Source organism: Pseudomonas lutea (assembly GCF_000759445.1).
GTDB lineage: Bacteria > Pseudomonadota > Gammaproteobacteria > Pseudomonadales > Pseudomonadaceae > Aquipseudomonas > Aquipseudomonas lutea.
The window spans coordinates 1625769-1650261 of sequence record NZ_JRMB01000002.1; the positions used below are offsets into that span (position 1 = coordinate 1625769).

The 24493-nt window shown below is 59.9% G+C and carries 25 protein-coding genes; 11 read left to right on the plus strand and 14 right to left on the minus strand.

Annotation, left to right across the window (positions count from 1 at the left end; translation table 11 throughout):
• Positions 1-20 precede the first annotated feature (20 nt).
• From LT42_RS19380 to ppx, 4 genes are all read left to right on the plus strand, one after another.
• The gene (locus tag LT42_RS19380; protein ID WP_037016537.1) at positions 21-686 is read left to right on the plus strand and encodes an amino acid ABC transporter permease; all 666 of its coding nucleotides are present in this window, start codon (positions 21-23) and stop codon (positions 684-686) included.
• On the plus strand, positions 683-1333 hold the full coding sequence (locus tag LT42_RS19385) for an amino acid ABC transporter permease (protein WP_037017574.1): 651 nt from the start codon (positions 683-685) through the stop codon (positions 1331-1333). The genes LT42_RS19380 and LT42_RS19385 overlap by 4 nt, the downstream gene beginning before the upstream one ends.
• A complete protein-coding gene (locus LT42_RS19390) occupies positions 1320-2054 on the plus strand; it encodes an amino acid ABC transporter ATP-binding protein (RefSeq protein ID WP_037016539.1) in 735 nt (244 codons plus the stop codon). Before LT42_RS19385 ends, LT42_RS19390 begins: the two co-directional genes overlap by 14 nt.
• A 387-nt stretch (positions 2055-2441) precedes the next feature.
• Positions 2442-3944 carry an exopolyphosphatase gene (gene ppx / locus LT42_RS19395; RefSeq protein ID WP_037017576.1) on the plus strand — a complete coding sequence of 501 codons (1503 nt, stop codon included), beginning with the start codon at positions 2442-2444 and terminating at the stop codon, positions 3942-3944.
• Here ppx and ppk1 read toward each other — a convergent pair.
• A complete protein-coding gene (gene ppk1 / locus LT42_RS19400; protein ID WP_037016541.1) occupies positions 3931-6153 on the minus strand; it encodes a polyphosphate kinase 1 in 2223 nt (740 codons plus the stop codon). The genes ppx and ppk1 overlap by 14 nt on opposite strands.
• Positions 6154-6798: 645 nt before the next feature.
• Here ppk1 and LT42_RS19410 point away from each other — a divergent pair.
• Positions 6799-7416 carry a DedA family protein gene (locus tag LT42_RS19410; protein WP_276209545.1) on the plus strand — a complete coding sequence of 206 codons (618 nt, stop codon included), beginning with the start codon at positions 6799-6801 and terminating at the stop codon, positions 7414-7416.
• Positions 7417-7548: 132 nt separating this feature from the next.
• Positions 7549-8229, plus strand: coding sequence for an isoprenoid biosynthesis glyoxalase ElbB (gene elbB, locus LT42_RS19415; protein ID WP_037016546.1), 681 nt, complete (start codon positions 7549-7551; stop codon positions 8227-8229).
• A gap of 73 nt (positions 8230-8302) precedes the next feature.
• Here elbB and LT42_RS19420 read toward each other — a convergent pair whose 3' ends face one another.
• The 4 genes from LT42_RS19420 to LT42_RS19435 all read right to left on the minus strand — a co-directional run bounded on the left by LT42_RS19420 (position 8303) and on the right by LT42_RS19435 (position 12182).
• The gene (locus LT42_RS19420; RefSeq protein WP_052075334.1) at positions 8303-8788 is read right to left on the minus strand and encodes a YaiI/YqxD family protein; all 486 of its coding nucleotides are present in this window, start codon (positions 8786-8788) and stop codon (positions 8303-8305) included.
• Between the two features lie 148 nt (positions 8789-8936).
• Complete coding sequence (locus LT42_RS19425) at positions 8937-9563, minus strand: LysE family transporter (RefSeq protein ID WP_037016547.1); 627 nt, start codon at positions 9561-9563, stop codon at positions 8937-8939.
• Positions 9564-9669: 106 nt separating this feature from the next.
• Entirely contained in the window at positions 9670-10272 is a 603-nt protein-coding gene (locus tag LT42_RS19430; protein ID WP_037016550.1) for a mechanosensitive ion channel family protein, read from the minus strand.
• Positions 10272-12182: an ATP-binding cassette domain-containing protein gene (locus LT42_RS19435; protein WP_037016552.1), complete on the minus strand. Its 1911-nt coding sequence runs from the start codon at positions 12180-12182 to the stop codon at positions 10272-10274. Before LT42_RS19435 ends, LT42_RS19430 begins: the two co-directional genes overlap by 1 nt.
• Before the next feature lie 46 nt (positions 12183-12228).
• On the opposite strand from LT42_RS19435, the gene LT42_RS19440 reads away from it, so the two are divergent.
• On the plus strand, positions 12229-12696 hold the full coding sequence (locus tag LT42_RS19440) for a TIGR02444 family protein (RefSeq protein ID WP_037016554.1): 468 nt from the start codon (positions 12229-12231) through the stop codon (positions 12694-12696).
• Here the strand turns inward: LT42_RS19440 and LT42_RS19445 are convergent.
• Entirely contained in the window at positions 12693-13625 is a 933-nt protein-coding gene (locus LT42_RS19445) for an AlgP family protein (RefSeq protein WP_037016556.1), read from the minus strand. The two genes, LT42_RS19440 and LT42_RS19445, sit on opposite strands and share 4 nt — an antisense overlap.
• 178 nt (positions 13626-13803) lie before the next feature.
• Between LT42_RS19445 and LT42_RS19450 the strand changes: the two genes are divergently transcribed.
• Positions 13804-14481 (plus strand): FKBP-type peptidyl-prolyl cis-trans isomerase, encoded by a 678-nt coding sequence (locus LT42_RS19450; RefSeq protein WP_037016559.1) that lies wholly within the window; start codon positions 13804-13806, stop codon positions 14479-14481.
• Between the two features lie 93 nt (positions 14482-14574).
• Here the strand turns inward: LT42_RS19450 and LT42_RS19455 are convergent, their stop codons facing one another.
• From LT42_RS19455 to LT42_RS19490, 8 genes are all read right to left on the minus strand, one after another.
• Positions 14575-15033, minus strand: coding sequence for an Rsd/AlgQ family anti-sigma factor (locus tag LT42_RS19455; RefSeq protein WP_037016562.1), 459 nt, complete (start codon positions 15031-15033; stop codon positions 14575-14577).
• A 178-nt stretch (positions 15034-15211) separates the two neighbouring features.
• Positions 15212-15739, minus strand: a complete 528-nt coding sequence (locus tag LT42_RS19460) for a disulfide bond formation protein B (RefSeq protein ID WP_037016565.1) — start codon at positions 15737-15739, stop codon at positions 15212-15214.
• 250 nt (positions 15740-15989) lie between these two features.
• Positions 15990-17237, minus strand: a complete 1248-nt coding sequence (locus tag LT42_RS19465) for a heme biosynthesis protein HemY (protein ID WP_037016567.1) — start codon at positions 17235-17237, stop codon at positions 15990-15992.
• A complete protein-coding gene (locus tag LT42_RS26085; protein WP_052075335.1) occupies positions 17234-18376 on the minus strand; it encodes a uroporphyrinogen-III C-methyltransferase in 1143 nt (380 codons plus the stop codon). The genes LT42_RS19465 and LT42_RS26085 overlap by 4 nt, the downstream gene beginning before the upstream one ends.
• 48 nt (positions 18377-18424) lie before the next feature.
• A complete protein-coding gene (locus LT42_RS26090; RefSeq protein ID WP_037016569.1) occupies positions 18425-19198 on the minus strand; it encodes a uroporphyrinogen-III synthase in 774 nt (257 codons plus the stop codon).
• Positions 19195-20136 carry a hydroxymethylbilane synthase gene (hemC, locus tag LT42_RS19480; RefSeq protein WP_037016572.1) on the minus strand — a complete coding sequence of 314 codons (942 nt, stop codon included), beginning with the start codon at positions 20134-20136 and terminating at the stop codon, positions 19195-19197. The genes LT42_RS26090 and hemC overlap by 4 nt, the downstream gene beginning before the upstream one ends.
• Positions 20137-20299: 163 nt before the next feature.
• A complete protein-coding gene (locus LT42_RS19485) occupies positions 20300-21046 on the minus strand; it encodes a LytR/AlgR family response regulator transcription factor (RefSeq protein WP_037016575.1) in 747 nt (248 codons plus the stop codon).
• Positions 21043-22125 (minus strand): sensor histidine kinase, encoded by a 1083-nt coding sequence (locus LT42_RS19490; RefSeq protein ID WP_052075336.1) that lies wholly within the window; start codon positions 22123-22125, stop codon positions 21043-21045. The genes LT42_RS19485 and LT42_RS19490 overlap by 4 nt, the downstream gene beginning before the upstream one ends.
• Before the next feature lie 144 nt (positions 22126-22269).
• On the opposite strand from LT42_RS19490, the gene argH reads away from it, so the two are divergent.
• From argH to LT42_RS19505, 3 genes are all read left to right on the plus strand, one after another.
• On the plus strand, positions 22270-23664 hold the full coding sequence (argH, locus tag LT42_RS19495; protein ID WP_037017586.1) for an argininosuccinate lyase: 1395 nt from the start codon (positions 22270-22272) through the stop codon (positions 23662-23664).
• A 62-nt stretch (positions 23665-23726) separates the two neighbouring features.
• Complete coding sequence (locus LT42_RS19500) at positions 23727-24020, plus strand: hypothetical protein (protein ID WP_037016578.1); 294 nt, start codon at positions 23727-23729, stop codon at positions 24018-24020.
• Positions 24021-24190: 170 nt separating this feature from the next.
• On the plus strand, positions 24191-24439 hold the full coding sequence (locus LT42_RS19505; protein WP_037016580.1) for a TIGR02647 family protein: 249 nt from the start codon (positions 24191-24193) through the stop codon (positions 24437-24439).
• The last annotated feature ends 54 nt before the right edge of the window (positions 24440-24493 follow it).

Sequence of the window (24493 nt, forward strand, 5' to 3'; positions counted from 1 at the left end):
CCGACCGTCGAGGCTTCTGAATGGCTTATCAGTTCGACTTTATTCCGGTCTTGCAGAACGCTGACCTGCTCTTGCGTGGCGCGTTGTTTACGCTGGAGCTCACCGCTATTGGCACCCTGTTGGGCGTCAGTGTCGGAATTGTGGGGGCGATAGTCAGGGCGTGGAAGATTCAGCCGTTCTCAGCGATCTTCGGTGTGTACGTCGAGCTGATCCGTAATACCCCGTTTCTGGTACAGCTGTTCTTCATTTTCTTTGGGCTGCCGTCGCTGGGTCTGCAGATATCGGAGTGGCAGGCCGCTGTACTGGCAATGGTCATCAATCTCGGCGCCTACTCGACAGAAATCATCCGCGCGGGCGTGCAAGCCATCCCGCGCGGCCAGATCGAAGCGTCAGCCGCGCTGGCAATGACTCGCTTAGAAACCTTCCGCCACGTCGTGCTTGTTCCGGCGCTGGGCAAGGTCTGGCCGGCGCTCAGCAGCCAGATCATCATCGTGATGCTCGGCTCGGCGGTGTGCTCGCAGATCGCCACCGAGGAGCTGAGCTTTGCGGCCAACTTCATTCAGTCGCGCAACTTCCGCGCCTTTGAGACCTACATCATTACCACGCTAATCTACCTGTGTATGGCGCTGCTTGTGCGTCAGTTGCTGGCCTGGATTGGCCGGCGCTATATCGCGAGGAGTCGCTGATGGATTTCACCCTTTGGGACGTCGTGCGCAACTTGCTGACCGGGCTGCAATGGACGCTCGCGTTGTCGCTGGTGGCGTTCATCGGCGGTGGCGTGATCGGGTTGCTGGTGATGACGATGCGCATCTCCGAGAAAGCCGCGCCGCGCAGGGTTGCGCGCGGTTACATCGAGCTGTTCCAAGGCACTCCGCTGTTGATGCAGCTGTTCTTGGTGTTTTTCGGCGTCGCGCTAATGGGCATCGATATCTCGCCCTGGCTTGCAGCAGCCCTGGCATTGACCCTGTTCACCAGCGCCTATCTGGCTGAAATCTGGCGCGGGTGCGTAGAGTCGATTTCCAATGGGCAATGGGAAGCGTCCGCCAGCCTGGCCCTGACGCCGTTCGAGCAGTTGCGCTACGTGATTCTGCCGCAAGCGCTGCGCATCGCCGTCGCGCCGACGGTGGGGTTCTCGGTGCAAGTGGTCAAGGGCACCGCGGTCACGTCGATCATCGGCTTCACGGAGCTGACCAAAACGGGCGGCATGCTGGCCAACGCCACATTTCAGCCTTTCATGGTCTACGGCTTTGTCGCCCTGGGCTACTTCCTGCTGTGCTATCCGTTGTCGCTCAGCGCGCGCTACCTGGAAAGGAGACTTCATGCCTCTGCTTAGAATTTCCGCCCTGCACAAGTATTACGGCGACCACCATGTGCTCAAGGGTATCGACCTGAGCGTCGAGGAAGGCCAGGTCGTGGCAATCATCGGGCGAAGCGGTTCGGGCAAGAGCACGCTGCTGCGCACCTTGAACGGGCTGGAGTCGATCAATGACGGCGTAATCGAGGTCGATGGCGAATACCTGGACGCCGCGCGCGCTGATCTGCGCAGCCTGAGGCAGAAGGTCGGCATGGTCTTTCAGCAGTTCAATCTGTTCCCGCATCTCACGGTCGGCGAAAACGTCATGCTCGCGCCGCAGGTGGTGAAAAAAACATCCAAAGCAGAAGCAACCAGGCTGGCGAAGGAAATGCTGAATCGCGTGGGCCTGGGCGAAAAATTCGACGCTTTTCCTGACCGACTCTCGGGTGGTCAGCAGCAACGCGTGGCGATTGCCCGTGCGTTGGCGATGTCGCCCAAGGTGCTGCTCTGCGACGAGATCACCTCGGCTCTGGACCCGGAGCTGGTCAACGAGGTGCTCGCCGTGGTTCGCGAGCTGGCCAAAGACGGCATGACGTTGATCATGGTGACCCACGAAATGCGTTTTGCCCGAGAGGTCGGTGACAAACTGGTGTTCATGCACCAGGGCAAAGTCCATGAAGTGGGCGACCCACGAGAACTGATGGCCAACCCGAAAACGCCCGAACTGGCGAATTTCATCGGGTCGGTTGAGCAGGCGTGAGCCCGACTGAAAGAACAGCTTCGGCTCAAACTGTAGGACCGGCTTTAGCCGGGAAGGCGTCAGGTGTCACACCGCAACATTGATGGCGCACAAACAGGCCTCTTCCCGGCTGAAGCCGGTCCTACCAAGATACCGAGTGCATCCTGTGGGGCTGCCTGTGGCTCAAATTGTAGGACCGGCTTTAGCCGGGAAGACGTCAGCAGTAGTTTGCAGGATTGAGGGCGCGCACACCGGCCTCTTCCCGGCTGAAGCCGGTCCCACTAACACTGCAGGCGTCTCGTCGTACTGGCTGCGGTCCCGCTGAATCCTGCGTAAATGCGTTGCCGGTTTGGCGAAGGTGATGGATCGTGGCACGATGTCGGCGTTATCGACCGAGATCTTTTGACCATGCCGCTATCCACAGCCAAAAACCTCTCGCTGATCGCCGCGATCGACCTGGGCTCCAACAGCTTCCATATGGTTGTCGCCAAAGCCAATCAGGGCGAAATTCGCATCCTGGAGCGGCTCGGTGAGAAAGTGCAGCTGGCCGCGGGGATCGACGACGACCGCCGCCTCAGCGAAGAATCCATGCAGCGCGGGCTCGACTGCCTCAAGCGCTTTGCCCAACTGATCAATGGCATGCCGCCCGGCGCTGTGCGCATCGTCGGCACCAACGCCCTGCGAGAAGCCCGTAATCGCAACGAGTTCATCCACCGCGCCGAAGAAATTCTCGGCCATCCGGTGGAGGTCATTTCGGGCCGTGAAGAAGCGCGTCTGATCTATCTGGGCGTGTCCCATACGTTGGCCGACACGCCTGGCAAACGCCTCGTCGCCGACATTGGCGGCGGCAGTACCGAATTCATCATTGGCCAGCGCTTTGAGCCGTTGCTGCGCGAAAGCCTGCAAATGGGTTGTGTCAGCTTTACCCAGCGCTATTTCAAGGACGGCAAGATCACGCCGGCGCGCTACGCACAGGCCTACACAGCGGCGCGCCTTGAAATCATGAGCATTGAGCACGCGCTGCATCGTCTGACATGGGATGAGGCTATCGGCTCGTCCGGGACCATTCGCGCCATCGGGCTGGCCTTAAAGGCAGGCGGTCACGGCAATGGCGAGGTCAATGCCGAAGGCCTGGCCTGGCTCAAGCGCAAGCTGATGAAGCTGGGTGAAGTGGATAAGATCGATTTCGAAGGCCTCAAGCCTGACCGCCGGGCGATCTTCCCGGCGGGCCTGGCGATTCTCGAAGCCATTTTCGACGCCCTCGACCTCAAGCGCATGGACCACTGTGAGGGCGCGCTGCGCGAGGGCGTGCTCTACGACCTGCTGGGTCGCCATCATCACGAAGACGTGCGCGAGCGCACGCTCAGCTCGCTGATGGAGCGCTATCACGTCGATCTGGAGCAAGCCGCTCGCGTAGAGCGCAAGGCGCTGTCGGCACTGGAGCAAGTAGCCAAGGCCTGGGAGCTGGAAGACAAAGCGTACCGCGAGCTATTGAGCTGGGCGGCAAAGGTGCATGAGGTGGGGCTGGACATCGCTCACTATCATTACCACAAGCATGGCGCCTACTTGATCGAGCACTCGGACCTCGCTGGATTTTCACGCGAAGACCAGCAGATGCTCGCGCTGCTGGTGCGCGGGCATCGTCGCAATATTCCGAAGGATAAATTTGCCGAATTCGGCAACGAAGGCGTCAAGCTGATCCGTCTGTGCGTATTGCTGCGTTTCGCGATCCTGTTCCACCACATCCGGGGCACCCAAGAGATGCCGCAGCCTGTGCTTACCGCCAACGATCACACCCTGGACATCGTGTTCCCGGATGGCTGGCTGGAAAACAACCAGCTGACTCAGGCCGACTTCGCGCTGGAAGCGGAGTGGCTGACCCGAGTCGGCATCGTCCTCAACGTACGCTGAGGACCGGGTTGCTCAGCTTTTCCAACAGCATCGCCTGCACATTGCGGGCGTTCTGATTGCCGGTCGGGGTGCTGCGCAGGTAGCGCCCGTCTGGCTGCAGCAGCCAGGCGTGGGTGTTGTCGGTCAAATACCCCTCTAGCTCTTTCTTTACTCTCAAGATGAGTTTCTTGCCCTCAACCGGGAAGCAGGTCTCGACGCGCTTGTCGAGGTTGCGCTCCATCCAGTCGGCGCTGGAGAGGAACATCTGCTCGTCGCCGCCGTTGAGGAAGTAGAACACTCGGGTGTGCTCAAGGAAGCGGCCGACGATCGAGCGCACCTGGATGTTGTGCGAGACGCCTGGCACGCCAGGGCGCAGGCAGCACATGCCACGCACCACGAGGTCGATTTTGACCCCGGTCTGGCTGGCCTTGTACAACGCGCGGATGATCTTCGGATCGGTCAGCGAGTTGAACTTGGCAATGATGTGCGCGGGCTTGCCTTCTGACGCGAATTGCGTCTCTCGGGCAATCATGTCGAGCATGCCTTTTTTGAGCGTGAACGGCGCATGCAGCAGCTTTTTCATGCGCAGGGTCTTACCCATGCCGATTAACTGACTGAACAGTTTGCCGACGTCTTCGCACAATGCATCGTCAGATGTCAGCAGGCTGTAGTCGGTGTACAGGCGGGCGTTACCCGCATGGTAGTTGCCGGTGCCCAAATGCGCGTATCGGACGATCTCGCCCGCTTCACGCCGCAAGATAAGCATCATTTTTGCGTGAGTCTTGTAACCCACTACGCCGTAGATCACTACCGCGCCAGCCGCTTGCAGGCGGCTCGCGAGTTGCAGGTTCGATTCTTCGTCGAACCTGGCGCGCAGTTCGATGACGGCGGTGACTTCCTTGCCGTTGCGGGCGGCGTCCACCAGCGCGTCGACGATTTCAGAGTTGGCGCCGCTGCGGTACAGCGTCTGACGCACGGCCAGTACGTGAGGATCTTTCGCCGCCTGACGCAGCAGGTCCACCACCGGCGTGAAGGATTCAAAGGGATGCAGCAGCAGAATGTCCTGCTTGCTGATCACGTTGAAAATGTTCTCGCTGTTTTGCAGCAGCTTGGGGATCGCCGGGGTGAACGGCATGTATTGCAGCTCGGGGTGGCTGTCCAGACCGGTAATGCTGAACAGCCGCGTCAGGTTCACCGGACCGTTGACCTGATACAACTCGGTCTCGCTCAGGTTGAATTGCTTGAGCAGGTAATCCGATAGCAGTTTCGGGCAGGTGTCTGCCACTTCCAGCCGCACCGCGTCGCCATAACGGCGGGAGAACAACTCACCACGCAATGCGCGCGCAAGGTCTTCCACGTCTTCGGAGTCGAGCGCCAAGTCGGCGTTGCGGGTCAGGCGGAACTGGTAGCAGCCTTTGACCTTCATGCCCTGAAACAGGTCATCGGCATGGGCATGAATCATCGACGACAGGAACACGTAGTTGTCCCCTGGGCCGCCAACGTCTTCAGGCACTTTGATGATACGCGGCAGCAGTCGCGGTGCCGGGATGATGGCCAGACCTGAATCGCGACCGAAGGCATCAATACCTTCCAGCTCCACGATGAAGTTCAGCGACTTGTTCACCAGCAACGGGAACGGGTGGGTCGGGTCCAGACCGATCGGCGTGATGATCGGCGCGATCTCGTCACGGAAATAGCGACGCACCCAGGCTTTGATCTTGGCATTCCAGTTGCGCCGGCGAATGAACCGCACCTGATGCTTTTCAAGCTCCGGCAAAAGGATGTCGTTAAGAATGGCGTATTGACGATCCACATGGCCGTGGACCAGCTCACTGATGCGCGCCAGCGCCTGATGGGGCTGCAAGCCATCCGCACCTGCCTGCTCGCGGGCAAAGGTAATTTGCTTCTTGAGGCCTGCGACCCGGATTTCGAAGAACTCGTCCAGGTTGCTGGAAAAGATCAGCAGAAACTTGAGCCGCTCAAGGAGCGGATAGGACTCGTCCAGCGCCTGTTCCAGCACTCGGATGTTGAACTGCAGTTGCGACAGCTCGCGATGAATGTAAAGGCTGCTGTCATCCAGATTGGGCACTGCGGCGATGTGCGGGGCCGGATGGTGGGGTTCCAGCGCAGGGACCACTTCAATGGTCGGCTCGACAACGGCAGTGACCTCTCGGTTGACGGGCTGAGGGTCAAGCTCGACTGCGGCTTCGGTAGATCCTTCGGTGCTCATTGATAATCCTGTAAGGCAATTGGCCTTGTAACAGTTGGGCCGCGCATTTGGCCGGTGTCGGAATGCCGCTTGTGCCATAACTGTGGTGACGTACGGCATGGGGCAACGGTCACGCCAACGGCGTAGCGGTTATAGGGACATGCAGCGCGATCCGATCGTATGCGTCAGAGCGACAAGCGTCAGGGCCGATGATGTGAGCGGTTTGACTGCCCACGCTACGGATTTCTCCCCGCCGTGCAACCCCCGCCATGCAGATTTGCTGCCCCTGCCGGACGGCGCGGGCACCATGCTGCGTCTGGCGCCACACAAGAGGTACGAGAACACGAGCGGCAGCGGGCTGCTGTGGAGCGCAGCAGGTGCGAACTGCGCGCGGCTCAATGGAGCACAGCGCGTGGAGCTGACGATGAGGGCAAAGCGCACGGAATGCTCCCGGCCCGTCCAGACGGGCAAGCGTGACATTTATAAGCGGCGATTATGACGCTTGCGTGACAGCTGTAATGACGACGTATCGCGTAGGACACAAACCCTCCTCCCAAGCGAATATTCGGTCCCGAACGTAGGAAACTTTAACGCGGTGACACATTTGCATACTTTCCTGAATGCCTTGGGCGCGTTAGGCTGCGCGTTCATTTCGCCAGCACCCAAATGATGCTCCAGCATTTTTTACAAGAATTTGGCTATTTCGCCCTTTTCCTCGGGACCTTTTTTGAAGGCGAGACCATTTTGGTGCTTGCCGGATTTCTTGCGTTCCGCGGATACATGGATATCAACATTGTCGTGGTCGTGGCTTTTTTCGGCAGCTACGCAGGCGATCAGTTGTGGTATTTCATGGGACGCAAACATGGCCGCAAGCTCTTGGCTCGCAAGCCACGCTGGCAATTGATGGGCGACCGGGCGCTGGAGCATATCCGGCGTCACCCCGACATCTGGGTGCTGAGTTTCCGCTTCGTTTATGGGTTGCGTACAGTCATGCCCGTGGCCATCGGCTTGTCCGGGTACCCATCCGGTCGCTACCTGTTACTTAACGGCATTGGCGCAGCTGTGTGGGCAGCAGCGCTTGGCGCCGCGGCGTACAAGTTCGGCTCCGTGCTTGAGGGCCTGCTGGGCAACGTCAAGAAGTACGAGCTGTGGGTGCTCGGCGCGCTGCTGGTGATCGGTGTGCTGCTTTGGATACGCCGCCGCATCAAGAACGCTCGCGTTGCTCGCGAAGCCAAGCTGGCAGTCGCTGCCGACGCGGAAACCAAAAGCACGCCAGACGAGTAAAGGCTCGGCGCCTGCCGATGTTTCCGGAGAGATTCGCTGCAGACGTTGTCCCAGGTTCATGCCTAGTGACAATCAGCGCACGGCTGGCCCGCTTACCGGTCCAGGCGGATCGCCCGAGAGAGGAACACATGAATGACTAAAAAAGTGGCCGTAATTCTTTCTGGCTGCGGCGTTTACGACGGCGCGGAGATTAATGAAAGCGTCCTCACGCTGCTGCGCCTTGATCAGCGCGGCGCTCTGGTGAAGTGCTTTGCACCCAACATCCCCCAGCACCATGTCGTCAATCACCTGACCGGCGAAGAAATGCCGGAAGCGCGCAATGTGCTGGTCGAGTCGGCGCGAATCGCCCGAGGCGCCATCGAGGATATTCGGGAGGCCGACGTGACCGAATTCGATGCGCTGATAATCCCGGGTGGCTTTGGAGCCGCGAAAAATCTTTCAAACTTCGCCACACAGGGCGCCAGCTGCAAAGTGCAGGCTGAAGTGCTGGCGATGGCCGAGGCGTTTGCTGCGGCTGGCAAGCCCGTGGGGCTCATCTGCGTGTCCCCGGCATTGGCTGCGAAGATTTACGGACCGGGCGTTACTTGCACGATTGGCAACGACGTCGACACTGCGGCAGCCATCACCCGTATGGGCGGCACTCATCAGGACTGTGAAGTAACCGACATCGTCGAGGACAAGGATCGCAAGTTGGTCAGCACGCCCGCTTATATGGTTGCCAAGTCTATTGGCGACGCCGCATCCGGCATCAACAAGCTGGTGGATCGTGTACTTGAACTGGTGCAGGAAAACGAAGAACGCGCTTCTGCCTGACTCGTTATGGTTTCCGCCAAGGGGCGCCGCTCGTAAGCAGGCTTGCAGGCCGGGCATCTAAAACCTGCGCACATCAGTTCTGCGGAGACTCCACGGCAGGTTGGGCGAACTCCCGGGCCAGGCGCGTCAGAATCCGGTCCAGACAATTGGCGAATGCCTGCTTCTCACGCTCGCCATACGCGCCCTGCCCGCCGCTCGCCTGGCCCTGCTCACGCAGATCGGTAAAAAGATTACGCATCGCCAGGCGCTGGCCCATGTTCTGGGCATCAAATTCCTTACCCCGCGGATCAAGCGCTGCCACGCCGTTCTTGACCAGCCGATCTGCCAGCGGCACGTCGCTGCAGATAACCAACTCACCCGGTACGGCATGCTCGACCAGATAATCATCGGCCGCGTCCGGACCGCTGGGCACAACGATCAGTTTGACCAGACTCAGGCTGGGCTTGATTTGACTTTGCCCTGCCACTAACACGACCTCGAACTTGCGTTTGAGGGCGAACTTGATGACCAAGTCTTTGGCCGCCTTTGGGCAGGCGTCGGCATCAATCCAGACGCGCATAGGTAACTCCAGCTTCGGAATATGAATTAAGCGGTACCAGCCCCGGCGCTTTTTACCTGAGCCAGTCTCACTCAGTAACAGCGAGATCGGCGTTCGCCAGGAAGCGCTGGCAATGCGCAGGTAGATTTCATGCTCAGCGGCGCGTTGATCAAGCGCGGTGCAACGTGGCAAGGAACGCCGCCGCGCTGATGAACAATCCGGCAAAGGTGCGGTTCATTCGTCGCTGCTGCCTGGGGGTCTTGAGTACCCGAAGCACTTTGGACGCAAGGCCCGTATAGCCCGCCATGACTATGAGGTCCACACAGACCATGGTTGCCGCGATGATCAGATATTGCGGCACCAGCGGCTGATGGGGGTCAATGAACTGCGGCAGGACCGCCAGCATGAACACCAGCGCCTTGGGGTTGCTGATGTTCACCAGAAACCCTCGCGCCACGAGCGTCAGAGGTTTGCCTACAGGGCGCACCGCCGAATCGTCGGCCAGATCGCTCGGCAGGGCACGCCACTGTTTGACGCCCAGGTACACCAGATACGCGACGCCAAACCACTTGATCAGCGTGAACGCTATTGCGGAGGTCGCCAGCACAGCGCCTAGCCCTGCGGCCACCACTGCAATTTGCGCGACCAGGGCGATCTGCAAGCCCAGCGCATTCCAATAGCCACGCCAGAATCCGTACTGCAGGCCGCTGGACATGGAGGCGATGGCACCTGCACCTGGAGAAAGGCTGATGATCCAGCTGGCGGCCAGGAAGGCCAACCATGTTTCAAGCGACATAACGCACCTCAGGCAGTAATCCTGGCCCTAACGTAGTGCTTCCGGGGGCCGAAAACCAATCATTTCTGACTGTTGCGGCCGCTTGGCCGGCAGCTGTTCCGGTCTGTCAGCGTTGAGTAGTTTCAGCGAGACGCTTCTGCGCCGAGATGACCGCTGCACCGTCATTGCCGCGCCAGCGCCGGATGGATTTCTGGAAGAACTGGCTGTTGGGAACCTGCACAAGCGTGCCACCCAGCTCGGCAGGCTCGATCAATGTGGTGAACATCAGGTTGATCGCCGTGACGCGCCCCTTGATGCCCGGCTTGTCAGTGGTGTCGACCAGCTCAACCACATCGCCGATGCGAAACGGCCCCATGGTAAAAATCAGGACGGCGCACAGCAGGTTCGACAACACGCTCCACAAGGCGAAGAACGCCACGGCCGCCACCGCGACAAAGCCGGACAACGCAGCCCAGAGCACAGAGGCTGATACACCCAGGCGACCCAGCACCGCAACGAAAGCGGTGCCCATGATCAACCAGCGCAATCCACCGCGCAGCATGACCAAAAGCTCTGGAGGCAAGAGCGGATAGCGTTCGGCCAGACGGGTCAGGAATCGGCCCACCACGCGCTGCAGCGTGTAGCCGACCAGCAGAATCAAGAGGATCTGCAGGCCGACAAGAATGGGTTCGATCCAATACGCCGGAACGGGTAAAGCCAGTGACTCCATCAGGACAACGCTTCCAGCTCTGCCTGCATGGACTCAAGCAATTCCAATGCTTCCATCCACGCTTCTTCAAGCTCGGATTCGCGGGATTTGAGCTTGGCCTGATCTGCAAGCAGGTCGCGCAACCTGTCTTTGTTGGCAGCTTCGTAAATACCACTGTCGCCCAGTGCCGATTCGATCTTCGCCAGTTTCTCGTGCAGTGTGCCAAGCTCTTTTTCGAGCTTGTCCGCTTCGCGCTTGTGCGGGGCGAGTTGCTGACGCAACGCCGCAGCCTGCTGACGCTGAGCCTTTTTGTCAGTCTTGTCGACATTCACCGGGGTATTGCTGACCGGTGCATTGCGCAGCCGGTAGTCCACCAGCCAACGCGCATAATCATCCAGGTCACCGTCAAACTCCTGCACAACGCCGTCGGCGACCAGCAGGAAGTTATCAGTCGTGCTTTTGAGCAAATGACGATCGTGAGACACCACCAGCACCGCACCACTGAACTCTTGCAACGCCATGGTCAAGGCCAGACGCATTTCCAGGTCGAGGTGGTTGGTGGGTTCGTCGAGCAGCAGCAGATTGGGTTTGTCCCAGGCAATCAGCGCCAACGCCAGCCTTGCCTTCTCGCCGCCCGAGAAATTCAGCACTGGCTCGTCCAGGCGCGCACCACGGAAGTCGAAACCACCGAGGAAATCACGCAACGCCTGCTCGCGCTCGGCAGGAGCAATGCGCTGCAGATGCAGCAGTGGGCTGGCCTTGGCGTCCAGCGAGTCGAGCTGGTGCTGGGCAAAGTAGCCAACCACCGTGTTCTCGCCGCGCACCATACGGCCGCTCAGTGGTTCAAGCTCACCGGCAAGGTTCTTGATCAACGTAGATTTACCGGCGCCGTTCGGGCCCAGCAAGCCAATGCGTGCTCCCGGCGTTAGCTGCAGCTTGACCTTCTGCAGGACGGCTTTATCGCCATACCCCAGCCGCGCGTCAGACATATCCAGCAGCGGACTGGAGATTTTGTTCGATTCACGGAAGGTGAAATCAAACGGAGAATCGACGTGGGCCGCGGACAGCTCTTCCATCCGCTCCAGTGCCTTGATCCGGCTCTGAGCCTGCTTGGCTTTGGTGGCCTGGGCCTTGAAGCGCGTAATGAATTTCTCCATGTGCGCGCGCTGAGCCTGCTGCTTGTCATACGCCTGTTGTTGCTGCGCGAGGCGCTCGGCACGGGCGCGCTCGAACGCGCTGTAACCGCCGCGATAAAGCGTGATCTTTTTCTGCTCGACGTGAGCGACATGATCGACCACTGCATCGAGAAAGTCCCGGTCGTGAGAGATTAGCAGCAACGTACCCTGATAGCTTTTGAGCCAGTCTTCGAGCCAGAGAATGGCGTCGAGATCCAAGTGGTTGGTGGGCTCGTCGAGCAACAGCAGGTCTGACGGGCACATCAATGCCTGCGCCAGATTCAGACGCATACGCCAGCCGCCGGAGAAGTCGCCAACCTGACGCTCCATTTGCTCGTTGGTGAACCCCAGCCCCGCCAGGAGCTTGCGCGCCCTGGCATCGGCGGTATAGCCGTCGGCGCTGTCGAGTTCCGAATGCAGACGCGCCTGTGCGGCACCGTCCTGCGCAGCTTCGGCGGCAGCGAGGTCCTGTTGCACCTGACGGAGGCGCAGGTCACCATCAAGGACGTAGTCCACCGCCAAGCGATCAAGCGTGTCGACCTCCTGGCGCATGTGCGCGATGCGCCAGTCGGCAGGCAGCAGACAATCGCCGTTATCGGGGGTCAACTCACCCCGCAGCAATGCGAACAGGCTGGATTTGCCGGCGCCGTTCGCGCCGATAAGGCCGGCTTTCTGGCCGGCGTGCAGGGTCAGCTCGGCGTCTTCTAGCAGACGTTGCGGACCACGCTGTAAGGTAAGGCTTTGAAGTCTGATCATGATGGCGGCGGAGTCTACCAGCTTCGCCCAAAACAGGTAGATGACGATGCTTGCAGACCTATGGAGTTTCACCCTTGATTTTTACGCCCGCCCAGGCGTTGAGCAGGCCTGCCTTAGCCTTCAGGCAGACGGCGCCAACGTCTGTGCACTGCTGTGCGGCGTCTGGATGGATCGACGCGGCGTGCTGTTCGACCCACAGGGTGCGCAACAAATCGGACAATTGGCCGACCCCTGGCATGAACAAGTGGTGGGGCCGATAAGAGACGTTCGCACACGGTGGAAGGAGGCCGCGACTGCAGATGAAGAACTGACAGCGCTGCGCGACAGGCTCAAAACGTTGGAGCTTGATGCCGAACGCGAGCTGCTGGTGCGACTGCAGCGGTTGACCAGGGATTGGCCAGAGCGTGAAGCACCGCCTTCGAGCGAATGGTTGGAGGCGCTGGCGGGAGCCGCAGCCAAGGCCAGCCCCGACGCGTTGCAGGTTCTGCTCCGCGCCGGGACCGAGATCGCTTAGGACGCGGTGTTCGACGTTGAGTCGGCGCCCGAAACTGTCGAAGCAGCAGACGCTGGCGCCTCTGCCTTGGCTGTAACAGTGGCCGCAGGCTTGGCAGCGGGTTTTGCAGCCTTCGCGCCGGCAGGCTTGGGTGCCGCAGCTTTTAGCGCAGGCTTGGGAGTGGCGGCAGGTTTGGCAGCAGGCGACTTGGCCGGCGCAGGTTTGCCGGCGGCTTTCGCAACGACTGGTTTAGCGGCAGCGGGTTTAGCGGCGGCGGGTTTGACAGCAGTCGTCTTGGGTGCCGGCTTTGCCGCAGCCGGCTTGGCGGCAGGTTTGCTTGCAGCGCTGACGGATGGCTTGGCAGCAGGAGCCTTGATGGCTGCAGGTTTCGCCACGGTTTTAGCGGTCACCTTGGCCACGGTTTTCTCAGCAACGGCTTTTACCGGTGCTTTCGCGACAGGTTTGGCTGCAGCCGCTTTGGTTGCAGCTTTGGCGGCTGTTGGTTCCGCAATGGCCTTGGCAGCTGTTGCTTGAAGTGCCGGTTTTGCGGCGCGGTCGTTCAGCGCTTTGCCAACGGCTTCCTTCACGCGGCCGATGCCTTGTGCCAGCTTCAGGCTTTCTTGGGCGTCACGCTTGAGGTTCAGAATGTAGCTGCGGGTTTCGGTCTGACGATCCTTCAAAGCGTCGAGCAAAGATTCGAGTTCGGCCACGCTGTCTTTGGCTTTGCCTTGCGCCTTGGCTTTGCCAGCGGCGGCAGCGTCCTGCATTTTAGTGCGTGACTTGTGCAGCTTTTCCTGTGCCTTGCCACGTTGTTTTTCAAGCTTGGCGAGCAGTTTTTCCGCATCAGCCAACGCTTGCGAGCAGGCGTTTTCAAGGTGTTCGAGCAGGCTGCCCGAAAGCTGTTGGAGCAAATGCAACGGAGTGTTTACTGGCTTCTTGGTGGCCGACATGACTTACCTCCTGGCTGATTTGAGTGCGGCCATACTAGACCTCCGCCTGCACCGCCGCTAGGGCATCTTGATACTACGAACCTTACGCTGTTGCATTGCGGGGAAAAACGCGGCAAAACCCGTCACGCTCGGGCCTCAGCGCTGGCATAATCGCCACTTCCCAGGCCGGAGAGCATTCATGTCGCGCTACCTGTTAATGTCGTTGTTCCTCTTGGTACCCCTTGCCCGCGCGACCGATGCTCCGGCATCCGACAACACCCACGACCTTTCCTACAGCCTTGGCGCAAGCCTGGGGGAACGGCTGCGTCAGGAGGCTCCTGACCTGCAACTGCCTGCGTTGGTTGAGGCGTTGCAGCAGGCGTATCAAGGCAAGCCGCTGGCGATCAAGCAGGAGCGCATGGAGCAGATCCTGAGCGACCACGACGCTGCACTTGCCCAGGCCGAGAGCGCCGGCCAAACCCAGCCTCAGACCGAAGCCGCATTGAAGGACGAGCGAAAATTCATGGACGTCGAGAAGGCCAAACCGGGTGTTCGCCAGTTGGCCGACGGCATCCTGATGACGGAGCTAACGCCGGGCAATGGCCCGAAACCTGACGTCAATGGCCGCGTGCAGGTGAAGTACGTCGGCCGCCTGCCTGACGGGACCATCTTCGATCAGAGCCAGCAGCCTCAATGGTTCCGCCTGGACAGCGTCATCGCAGGATGGACAACCGCGCTGGTCGACATGCCGGTAGGTGCCAAATGGCGTCTGGTCATCCCTTCGGCGCAGGCCTACGGCGCAGAAGGCGCAGGTGATCTCATCGACCCCTATACGCCACTGGTATTTGAGATCGAGCTGCTGGCGGTGTCGCAGTAAAACCGCAGGCCAAGGTCAAACTCAGTTCGACACGCACATTTGAAGCAATAAAAAAGGGTGCCCAAGGGCACCCTTTTTTGTCTGTCACAGTGATCAGGCCTGCGCTGCAACCTGTTCCTTGTGTGCGGTATGCAGCACTTCAATGAGGCAGTCTTCGAGTTCGAAACGCTCATGCAGCAAGCCGCCCAATTCCTTGAATTTCTCGGCGACGCATTTGCCTTCGTCGCAGAGGTCATTGAATGCCAGCAGCTTCTCGGTGATGACATCGATACGCGGATAAAGCGTATCGGCAAGCTCAAGACCGCGCTGATTATGAAACGCCTTGGCCTCGCTGGTCAGCTGCTCGTAGATCTCGAAATGACCGGCAGAAACGTAGTCGACCAATGTGCCGCAGAACTCCTGCAAAGGCGCGCGCTTCTCGGAGAACGCTCCCGGTTCTGCTCCCAGGGTGTCGTAGGCCGTGATCAGCTCGTTGCGATCCTGCAACCAGCGGTCGATCAGCTTGTGAACCCCACCCCAACGTTCCTGAGCGTTCTGACAACTTTCCAGCATGATGTTCTCTCTTCCCTTCAGGGGCCTGCCGCTTGAAGCGCTTCAGATCAGACCGAGCTTGTGTTGGCAGATCCGAAAAACGTCGACAGCAGCAATTATCCGATGATGCGTGCGGCCCAGATTATGCCCGCATGACTAGCCCATCAAGGTACGCAGGACATAAAGTTCATACAAGCGTTTAATCCGAAGTCCCCACATCCATTGATCTGAAGCGGCGAAATTCGATAAACAGGTAATACAGCGCAAACAGGCATAAACCCGAAAACGCCAGCAAACTCCATTCCGGCAGGCTGATCCCGAACAGGGACCAATTGATTTCGGAGCACCCTGCACTTCCGGCCAAAACCATCGCCAGAACCTTCAGGTAGGTTTGCGTTTCCAGCAGGTAGTGAAGGTTTTCAAGACATGCAGCCATGTTCTCTGGCGGCGAGGCCTGTAGCCACACCTGCCGCGCCGCAACACCAGCGCCCAAAGCAGAAAACAGTAAAAGAATGCCCGCGTAGACCCGCCAGCCTCTCCTGCCCGGCGCATGCAGCGCAGCGAACAGGCAGACGGTCGCTGACAAAGCCATCAGCACGCGCTGAATCAGACACATCGGGCACGGCGCCGCATCAATCACAAAGCCGAGATAGACCGCTGCTCCCACCATTGATGCACAGGCTAGAAACGCTAGGGAGAACAGGGAGCGTGTACGAGCCAGCTGCATGGAAGATCCGTAACAAAAGACGAAGGCGGCTACGGTAGAGGAAAGCGCGAGTCGCTTTCAAGGCACCCAATGGAGGATATTTCTCCGTTTGCGTAGGTAAACACTGACAACGTGTTTAGGACGTTATTCCCGGTGTGCGAAGAATCCACCAACAAACCACAACATGCTCAGAATCGTCCTACAGACGCCGACGAATCAGATAAACGAAAGGCCCGCATTCGGGCCTCTCGGGTCTAGTTATGACTTCTAGCTAAACACGTGACAGCGCCGGAAGAGGACGGGCAAGCAAACGCTCATCCAGCAGACCCAAACCTTCCTGAAACAGCTGATTGCTGCGATCGGTCTCGCCCAATTGTGCAAGCAGACGCGCCAACTCGGCGCACGCCTCCGGGTTACGCTGCAGCCTTAGGCTGGATTCGAGGTAATCGCGCGCCTTGCCCCACAAACTGCTCTGCAGGCACAGCCGGCCGAGCGTCAGCAACAAGCCAGCGTCATCGGTGTGATTTTTCAACCAACCTTCAGCCGTTTGCAACTGCTTGCCTGGGTCGGCCCCGCGCACCAGCCCGTACAGCCGCGCAAGATGGGTGTTGTAATCGCGCTTAATGGCGGTTCGCAGGACTTCCTCGGCCTGCACATCGGCGCCCAGCCGGCGCAGTTGCTCGGCATAGGCCAGCACCAGTGCAGGCTCCTGACGTTGAGCCGAGGTCAGTTGCTGCCAGGCATTTTCCAGAGAGGGTAGGCCGGCGCCGACGGTGTCGCTGTCAGACACACGATAGGCCGCCAGCGAAAGATTTTCGCCCCATGCGCGCCTTTCCAGTTCAGCCAGTTCCTGCACAGGGAGCACTTTATCCTTACGCAACTCGGGCATCAGACGAATCAACTCATGCCACTCGCCGCGTTCGCGGTACAGCCGCTGCAGCTGGCGCAACACCTGCGGATTATGCGGATGGCGCTCCTGCATGGCTTGCAGCGTGACCAATGCCCCGTCGAGATCACCTCGATCCACTTGCAGTTGGGCGTGGCTCAACGCGATAGCCAGTTCGGCGTGAGGCTGACGCTCCAGCGCACGTTCAAGCAGGTTATCGCTGTCCTCGTAACGGCCCTGCTCGTTTGCGGCACGGGCTGCGCCGAGGTAATACAAAAGAGGCTGGCGTTCCGCTTCGGCAGCGCGGTGCAAGTTTCGCTGAGCACTGGCCCAGCGCCCTTCGGCGAGATCCATCTGCCCCTGCTCGATTGCGTTTTGCACACGGCGGCTTCGGTTGCGCCGTGACCATGGATTCACCACGCCCCCGGACGTGGTCAGTAACGCGATCAACATGCGCAACAGCCACAGAATAAACAGGACCGCCACCAGCAGCGCCAATGCAGCCCAAATGCTCGATTCGTAGCGGAAGGCGTCGTAAGAGATCAGGACATAGCCTGCATGTCGCGAGATGGCGACACCGATCAGCGCAGCCGCCACAACCAGGACGAAGAGAACGACGTATGCGCGCTTCATGGCTGCTTCCCGGGCTGCGCCTCGTCGGTGCGCTTCTCCAGCGCGCCGCCGACCGGCGTATGACGCTGCTCAAGATACGCCTGAACCGCAGCCAGACTTTGTGTCAGGTCAGGCGTTGCCACCGAAACCGGCTGCTTGCCGAGCTCGTCCAGAAGCTGGCCAAGCGCTTTGCTCTGCTGGTTATCTCGATTGAAATTGTCGTCCAGAACACTTCGCGCTTCAGCCATGGCCTTGTCATACACCGGGCCTTGACCGTTAAGCGCTGCCCACTGCGCCTGTTCGAGCGCAAGACTCAACGCCAGACGTACCTGCGTCAGGCTCTGACCAGCCAGCAATGGTCGAATATTCTTGTCGGCATGGAAGTCGATACGCACGTACTGGGAGATCTTGTCCCACCACTTGGCCCAATAGTTGTCCTCGCTGCCGTCGGTCAAACCGAACAGCGAGTCGCCCTTGTCCTTGTATTCCGGCGCGAGCTCGTTGAGCTGCGCGACTTGTTCGCGCACCGCGGCCAGCTGAAGGAACAGCCCCGTGCGATCCGGCTGATCGACGCTGCGCAGCGCGGTCAGACTCTTGGCCAGCTGTTCGCGGGCTGCGTATGCGGCGGGGTCGTCCTGCTCACGCAGGATTTCATCAGCGCCCTGAACCAGTGCCGCAGCACTGTTGATGTCTTGCAGCGCAGACAACCTCAAGCTGGCAAGACGCAACAAGTGCTCGGCCTCGGCCAGACGCCAATCCTTGCGGCTGGCGCCCAGGACGGTTTCCACACGCTGGCTCAGGCGCTGCTGATCCCCTTGCAACTGGGTAACAAGGCGGCGGCGGTCCTCCAGCTCGTCGGCAGCGGGCAGTTGTGCAAGGCGCGCGGCGATTTGCTGCTCACTCTGCTTGAGCGCCTGGGTCTGGGAGCCGATGTCCTGCAGCTGACCGGATTGCTCCTCATGCCCGGCTTGAATGGCGCGCAATTGCCAAACGCTCCAGCCGCCAACGGCAACGCCGGCAGCGCCCAGCAACAGGGCCAATATGGCCAGCCCGTTACTGCTGCGGCGATTCGACGGTTCTTTGTACGCTGGATCCGGCAACGGGCCAGATTGGGCCAGTACCGGTTCAACGTCATCTTTTGGCAAGACTGTTTCGCTCACGTATCCATCCTTTGCATTTAGGCGTCGCGTAATCCGACTGATCGACCATTACGCCTGTAAGGCAGGCGCGGCGTGTTGGCGCAATGCTGTCAGCAAGGCCGCAGCGCTTGCACCGCGGCAGTCCACTACGGTAGGCGCCCCGGCGGCACGCGCGATTTCAGCGACCCGGGGGCTTGGTACAAATAACGGTATCTGCGCAAGCGTAGGCCAAGCGGCGCCGGCCAACTCACGCAGATGCTCAAAACCCTGTCCACTGCTGACCACCAGCCCATTCAAGCGTTCCGCTTGTACCTTCTCAGAGAGCGCGAAAGCCGGGTATTGCGGCAGGTTGCGACGGTAAAGCGGGAGGTAATCAACCCTCACACCCTGTGCACGTAGTCGTTCGGCAAGCAACTCGCGCCCGCCTTCACCGCGCATAATCAACACTCTGGGATCATAGCCAGACACGGCTTCTTGAAACTGCGGAAGCTCCAGCAACGCCTCGCTGTCGTCGCCGTGCTCAGGAAAGAACACCTGCAGGCCATAGTCATCGAGAATTTGCGCAGTGGCAGCGCCGACGGTGAACCACTTTTGCATCGGCGGTTGCGGCCAGACCTCGTCAACCATCGCCAGCCCTAAACGCGCAGCAGGTTTGCTGACGACGATGACGGCGCAGTACGCAGCGAGGTCATAAACGATTGAGCGACTGGCCTCCGACACTGGCAGAGGCTCGATCTCCAGCAATGGAAGACTTGCGCTGTACACGCCAACTTCCGCCAGCGTTAACGCAAGCGCCCGAGATTCATCCACCGGACGCGTCAGCAGCAAGCGCCAGCCTTTCACGCCTCGTCAGCCTCGCCATACACCGCTTTGAGAATCTTCGCCGCGCCTTGGGCCAGCAGCGCTTCGGCCACCTGGACGCCAAGTGCCTGGGCGTCGACCTGGGGTGCACGCGCTTCAGCGTGCAACAGCAACGCGCCGGAAGGGTCGCCTACCAGACCCCGCAGCCAGAGTTGATCACCCTCCAGCACTGAATAGCAGGCAATGGGGACCTGGCAGCCACCATTCAGATGCTTGTTGAGCGCACGCTCTGCCGTGACTCGCACAGCAGTGTCGTCATGGTGCAGCGGTGCAAGCAAGGCATGAAGCTCGATATCGACGCTGCGGCACTCTATGCCTACTGCGCCCTGCCCGCCTGCGGGCAAGCTGTGCTCGACGCTGATGGGTGCAGTGATGCGGTCTTCAAAGCCCAAACGAATCAGGCCGGCGGCGGCGAGGATGATCGCGTCGTACTCCCCGGCATCCAGCTTGGCCAGACGGGTGTTGACGTTGCCGCGCAGAAACTGGATTTTCAGGTCCGGGCGACGGGCTAGCAGCTGAGCCTGACGACGCAGGCTGGACGTGCCCACTACGGATCCGGCGGGCAACTCGGCGAGACTGGAATAGTTATTGGAAACGAACGCGTCACGCGGGTCTTCGCGCTCGCAGATGCAAAAAAGGCCGAGACCCTGGGGGAAATCCATCGGCACGTCTTTCATCGAGTGAACGGCGATGTCGGCCTCATGCTCGATCAGAGCAGTTTCCAGTTCTTTGACGAAAAGACCCTTGCCGCCGATTTTCGAAAGCGGCGAGTCCAGCAGTTTATCGCCGCGACTCACCATCGGCACCAGCGTCACTGTCAGCCCGGGATGCGCCTGTTCCAGGCGGGCCTTGACGTACTCGGCCTGCCAGAGGGCCAGGGCACTTTTGCGAGTGGCGATGCGGATTTCGCGAGAAGACATGAACCGGTCCGTACTGAGTGAATGCGGCGAATAATAACAGCTCGACCAGTTCGGGCCGAATGACTGTATTCAATCTGCGCGCATCATGATCTCAATCGATCCACGGACGCCATGCGACGGCGTGTCGCCTGCCTGACTTGCCAGAAGCCCCAGCCGAGGTGGCTTACAGCTGCTGCATCATCTTGCGCACACCCGCTACATGCCTGCGGCTGACAATCAATGCGTCGCCATTAAGCCCTTTCAGGAACAGCTGAAAGTGACCCAGCGGCGTGCGCTGAAGGCGTTCGATCCGTTCCCGGGCTACCAGCGCGTTGCGGTGAATGCGTACAAAGCGATCACCGAACTCGTCCTCCAACGCCTTGAGTGGCTCATCCAACAGCACTTCGCCGCCCTCGTGGCGCAAGGTCACGTACTTGTGGTCGGCAATGAAATAGATAACTTCGGCCAGCGGGATCAGTTCGATGCCCTTGCGGGTTCTGGCGCTGATATGACTCCGGGGACCGGCACCGCTCTCGGCGGCGGGTCGGGTCATGGCAGCGAGCTGCACGCGATTAGGCCGCTCGGCCTTGCGCAATGCTTCGAGCAAGTGTTCGGGACGAACCGGTTTGACCAGGTAACCAACGGCACTCACCTTGAAGGCTTCAAGCGCGAACTCATCGTGCGCGGTACAGAACACCACTGCGGGTGGGGCGTCGCGCTCGCACAATTTAGCCGCGACCTGGAGACCGTCCAGGCCAGGCATGCGGATATCCAGCAACACCACGTCGGGTTTCAAATTTTCAATCAGCTGCAAGGCTTCTTCGCCATTTGTGGCGCTGGGTTCAAGAACCTTGTAGCCCTCAAGCTCGCTTACCATGCGGCTCAAGCGGTCTCGGGCTAGGGGTTCATCATCAACGATCAGGACATTCATATAGCTCTGGCTTCCTGCGTGAGTCTCGCACAAGGATAGCGTAGACAGGTGAAGTGACGACCGTCTCGGCGCTCCACGCTCAGACTGGCGAGGGGACCGAAAAGTGCCGTGAGTCGAGCGCCGATGTTGGCCAAGGCCTGCTGAGTGCCGCTTGAGTTTTGCCGTAAGGCGGCCTCATCGTAAGGATTACTGACGCGCAATGTGAATACTCCCCCTTCGTAGTCCGCCTCGACCCTGACCACGCCGCCTTCAACACGGGGCGCGATGCCGTAAATCAATGCGTTTTCCAACAATGGCTGCAAGGTTAGCTGGGGAATTGGCAAGTCGTCGGGAATTGCACTTACGGCCCAGTCCATCTGTAGACGCTCTCCAAGTCGATATTGCTCAATCGATAAATAGCGTTTTGCCAATTCAAGCTCTTCGCGCCACGTAGTCAGGCTGCCGGGCTTACCCAGACTGGCCCGAAACAGGTCCGACAGATCGAGCACGGCTTGCTCCGCCTTATGCGGGTCGGTGGTGACCAGGCTGGCGATACTGTTAAGCGTGTTGAACAGGAAGTGCGGACGAATACGCGCCTGCAAGGACTCAATCCGAGCCTGAAGTTCGGCCTGTTGCTGCTTGCGCCACTGACTTTGCAGATAAAAATAACGCAGCATCAGCGCAGACATGATCAGGGCGATCAGGGCATAACGCAGATACCGCTCGATGACGCCACCCAACGAGGTCGCGGCATTGACTTGGCAGTAGTCAGTCACCGCGGTGCACAGCAGCGTCACTGCGACGACCAGCAGACAACCCACGGAGCCCGCCACCCCAGGACGCAACCGGGCCAGCCATGGCCGTAAGCCGCATAACAGCGCGGCGGAAAGCAAAACTATCCACTGCACGAACAGGGATATCAGCGCCAGCCGCACCCAGTCGAACTCTGGCCGCATCGGTTCAATGAGCACAAGCACAAAGACCAGCAGCTCTGCCAGCACCACCAGTATCAGCAACGCCTGGGGCAGGCACAGTTCCGGGAGGAAGAACTCTTTGTCAGGCGGGCCGATCTGGCCCGGGTGTTTACGCGCGTTTTGCATGATGGCCAGTCTCTTCGCTACTACCGTTGCGGGCAAGCCGCCGGGGATAAATAAGCAGCAATGCTGTTATCATCGGCCGCGCCTTTAGAATCGGCCGGCGCCGATTTTTATCAGTTCAGCAACCAGCACAGCAGCGAGCGAATCATGAGCACCGACAAGACCAATCAGTCCTGGGGCGGCCGCTTCAGTGAACCCGTCGACGCGTTCGTCGCGCGCTTCACCGCCTCCGTCACTTTCGATCAGCGCCTTTATCGGCACGACATCATGGGTTCCGTTGCCCACGCCAAGATGCTGGCCAAGGTCGGCGTGCTGACCGACGCCGAGCGCGACACTATCATCAGCGGGCTCGCCACCATTCAGGGCGAGATCGAGGCCGGCACGTTCGATTGGCGCGTGGACCTTGAAGACGTGCACATGAACATCGAGGCGCGGCTGACCGACCGCATCGGCGTCACCGGTAAAAAGCTGCACACCGGCCGTAGCCGAAATGACCAGGTTGCAACCGACATCCGCCTCTGGCTGCGTGACGAGATCGACCTGATTCTGGCCGAGATCACCCGCCTGCAAGAAGGCCTGCTGGGCCTGGCCGAGCGCGAAGCCGACAGCATCATGCCGGGCTTCACCCACCTGCAAACAGCACAGCCGGTCACCTTCGGCCACCACATGCTGGCGTGGTTCGAGATGCTCAGCCGTGATTACGAACGCCTGGTCGACTGCCGCAAGCGCACCAACCGCATGCCGCTGGGCAGCGCCGCGCTGGCCGGTACCACCTACCCCATCGACCGCGAGCTGACGTGTCAGCTTTTGGGTTTTGAGGCCGTAGGTGGCAACTCGCTGGATAGCGTTTCGGACCGCGACTTCGCCATCGAATTCTGCTCTGCGGCCAGCATCGCCATGATGCACCTGTCGCGCTTCTCCGAAGAGCTGGTGCTGTGGACCAGCGCGCAATTTCAGTTTATCGACCTGCCTGACCGCTTCTGCACCGGCAGTTCGATCATGCCGCAAAAGAAAAACCCTGACGTGCCCGAGCTGGTTCGTGGCAAAAGCGGCCGCGTATTCGGCGCCCTGATGGGCCTGTTGACCCTGATGAAGGGCCAGCCGCTGGCTTACAACAAGGACAACCAGGAGGACAAGGAGCCACTGTTCGACGCAGCCGACACGCTGCGCGATTCGCTGCGCGCCTTCGCCGACATGATTCCGGCGATCAAGCCAAAACACGCGATCATGCGTGAAGCGGCGCTGCGCGGGTTTTCCACCGCTACCGACCTTGCCGACTACCTGGTTCGCCGCGGGCTGCCATTCCGTGATTGCCACGAGATCGTCGGTCACGCAGTCAAGTATGGCGTCGAGACCGGCAAAGACCTGGCCGAGATGACGCTGGACGAGCTTCGCCGGTTCAGCGACCAGATCGAACAGGACGTCTTCGCGGTGCTGACGCTCGAGGGCTCGGTCAACGCCCGCAATCACATCGGCGGCACTGCACCGGCACAGGTCAGAGCGGCGGTTGCGCGCGGCCAGCATTTGCTCGCCACGCGCTGAACGCTTCGAACGGGCCGCCCGACACGGGCGGCCTCACTAATGGGCAGTACATCGAGGACACCATGAGCGGCCACATCGAAAACGACGAAGAAGAGTTTGCCGAGACGACCCTGATTCAGGCGATTGAAAACCAGATTGAAAGCGATAACCCGCCAGCGGCCAAAGCCACGTTCAACAAGCTGACTCTGGTCGGTTACGAGCGTGAAGAAATTCTGGTGATGATGGCCCACGTGCTGGCGGTCGAAATCGACGGCATCCTTGAGGACGACCGCCCTTTCAATACCGCCTGGTATGAACAAGCGCTGCGCGCGCTGCCTGACATGCCGCCCGGTGTGAAGCTGGCTGACGAAGAGTAAACCTCCGCTGCACATGCCGGTCGATCACCGATCTGACGACCGGCCAGATACTTTCTGCAAAATCCCCAGACGCTAACTACACTCCAACAGCCTCGCTGTCGCCTGGCGACGAGGCCGTCACGCCTGCGATTTTGGTCGCGGTGTATCCACTGGAAAAGTCTGGAGCACCTATGTCGTTTACCCCTGAAGTGGTTGCCGAGCTGGAAATCCTGTCGCTGTTCAATCTGAGTAACACCAAAGAGGGTCTGAAGGTTCACCATGTCGCAGCACCTGCGGCCATCGCCGCCACTCAACGCCTCTTTGACAAAGGCCTCATCACGCAAGTCGATGGCGGGTACCTGACCAGCCTTGGGCTGGATGCCGCCGAACATGCGCAATCGCTGCTGATTATTCTCGCCACGAGCCAGGAAGCCGCCTGAACCTGCACCTCGCGAAGCCTTGCCTGGACGCATTAAATAAAGGTTTCGCGAATC

What these genes read in the sequence shown, in the direction of transcription:
- LT42_RS19485 (WP_037016575.1), bottom strand. Translation starts at nt 21,046, where the DNA reads ATGAATGTCCTGATCGTTGATGATGAACCCCTAGCCCGAGACCGCTTG.
- LT42_RS19450 (WP_037016559.1), top strand. Translation starts at nt 13,804, where the DNA reads ATGTCGCGCTACCTGTTAATGTCGTTGTTCCTCTTGGTACCCCTTGCC.
- LT42_RS19445 (WP_037016556.1), bottom strand. Translation starts at nt 13,625, where the DNA reads ATGTCGGCCACCAAGAAGCCAGTAAACACTCCGTTGCATTTGCTCCAA.
- ppk1 (WP_037016541.1), bottom strand. Translation starts at nt 6,153, where the DNA reads ATGAGCACCGAAGGATCTACCGAAGCCGCAGTCGAGCTTGACCCTCAG.
- LT42_RS19460 (WP_037016565.1), bottom strand. Translation starts at nt 15,739, where the DNA reads ATGCAGCTGGCTCGTACACGCTCCCTGTTCTCCCTAGCGTTTCTAGCC.
- argH (WP_037017586.1), top strand. Translation starts at nt 22,270, where the DNA reads ATGAGCACCGACAAGACCAATCAGTCCTGGGGCGGCCGCTTCAGTGAA.
- LT42_RS19435 (WP_037016552.1), bottom strand. Translation starts at nt 12,182, where the DNA reads ATGATCAGACTTCAAAGCCTTACCTTACAGCGTGGTCCGCAACGTCTG.
- ppx (WP_037017576.1), top strand. Translation starts at nt 2,442, where the DNA reads ATGCCGCTATCCACAGCCAAAAACCTCTCGCTGATCGCCGCGATCGAC.
- LT42_RS19440 (WP_037016554.1), top strand. Translation starts at nt 12,229, where the DNA reads ATGCTTGCAGACCTATGGAGTTTCACCCTTGATTTTTACGCCCGCCCA.
- LT42_RS19455 (WP_037016562.1), bottom strand. Translation starts at nt 15,033, where the DNA reads ATGCTGGAAAGTTGTCAGAACGCTCAGGAACGTTGGGGTGGGGTTCAC.
- LT42_RS19465 (WP_037016567.1), bottom strand. Translation starts at nt 17,237, where the DNA reads ATGAAGCGCGCATACGTCGTTCTCTTCGTCCTGGTTGTGGCGGCTGCG.
- LT42_RS19380 (WP_037016537.1), top strand. Translation starts at nt 21, where the DNA reads ATGGCTTATCAGTTCGACTTTATTCCGGTCTTGCAGAACGCTGACCTG.
- LT42_RS19390 (WP_037016539.1), top strand. Translation starts at nt 1,320, where the DNA reads ATGCCTCTGCTTAGAATTTCCGCCCTGCACAAGTATTACGGCGACCAC.
- LT42_RS19430 (WP_037016550.1), bottom strand. Translation starts at nt 10,272, where the DNA reads ATGGAGTCACTGGCTTTACCCGTTCCGGCGTATTGGATCGAACCCATT.
- LT42_RS19490 (WP_052075336.1), bottom strand. Translation starts at nt 22,125, where the DNA reads ATGCAAAACGCGCGTAAACACCCGGGCCAGATCGGCCCGCCTGACAAA.
- LT42_RS19420 (WP_052075334.1), bottom strand. Translation starts at nt 8,788, where the DNA reads ATGCGCGTCTGGATTGATGCCGACGCCTGCCCAAAGGCGGCCAAAGAC.
- LT42_RS19410 (WP_276209545.1), top strand. Translation starts at nt 6,799, where the DNA reads ATGATGCTCCAGCATTTTTTACAAGAATTTGGCTATTTCGCCCTTTTC.
- LT42_RS19500 (WP_037016578.1), top strand. Translation starts at nt 23,727, where the DNA reads ATGAGCGGCCACATCGAAAACGACGAAGAAGAGTTTGCCGAGACGACC.
- hemC (WP_037016572.1), bottom strand. Translation starts at nt 20,136, where the DNA reads ATGTCTTCTCGCGAAATCCGCATCGCCACTCGCAAAAGTGCCCTGGCC.
- LT42_RS19505 (WP_037016580.1), top strand. Translation starts at nt 24,191, where the DNA reads ATGTCGTTTACCCCTGAAGTGGTTGCCGAGCTGGAAATCCTGTCGCTG.
- elbB (WP_037016546.1), top strand. Translation starts at nt 7,549, where the DNA reads ATGACTAAAAAAGTGGCCGTAATTCTTTCTGGCTGCGGCGTTTACGAC.
- LT42_RS19425 (WP_037016547.1), bottom strand. Translation starts at nt 9,563, where the DNA reads ATGTCGCTTGAAACATGGTTGGCCTTCCTGGCCGCCAGCTGGATCATC.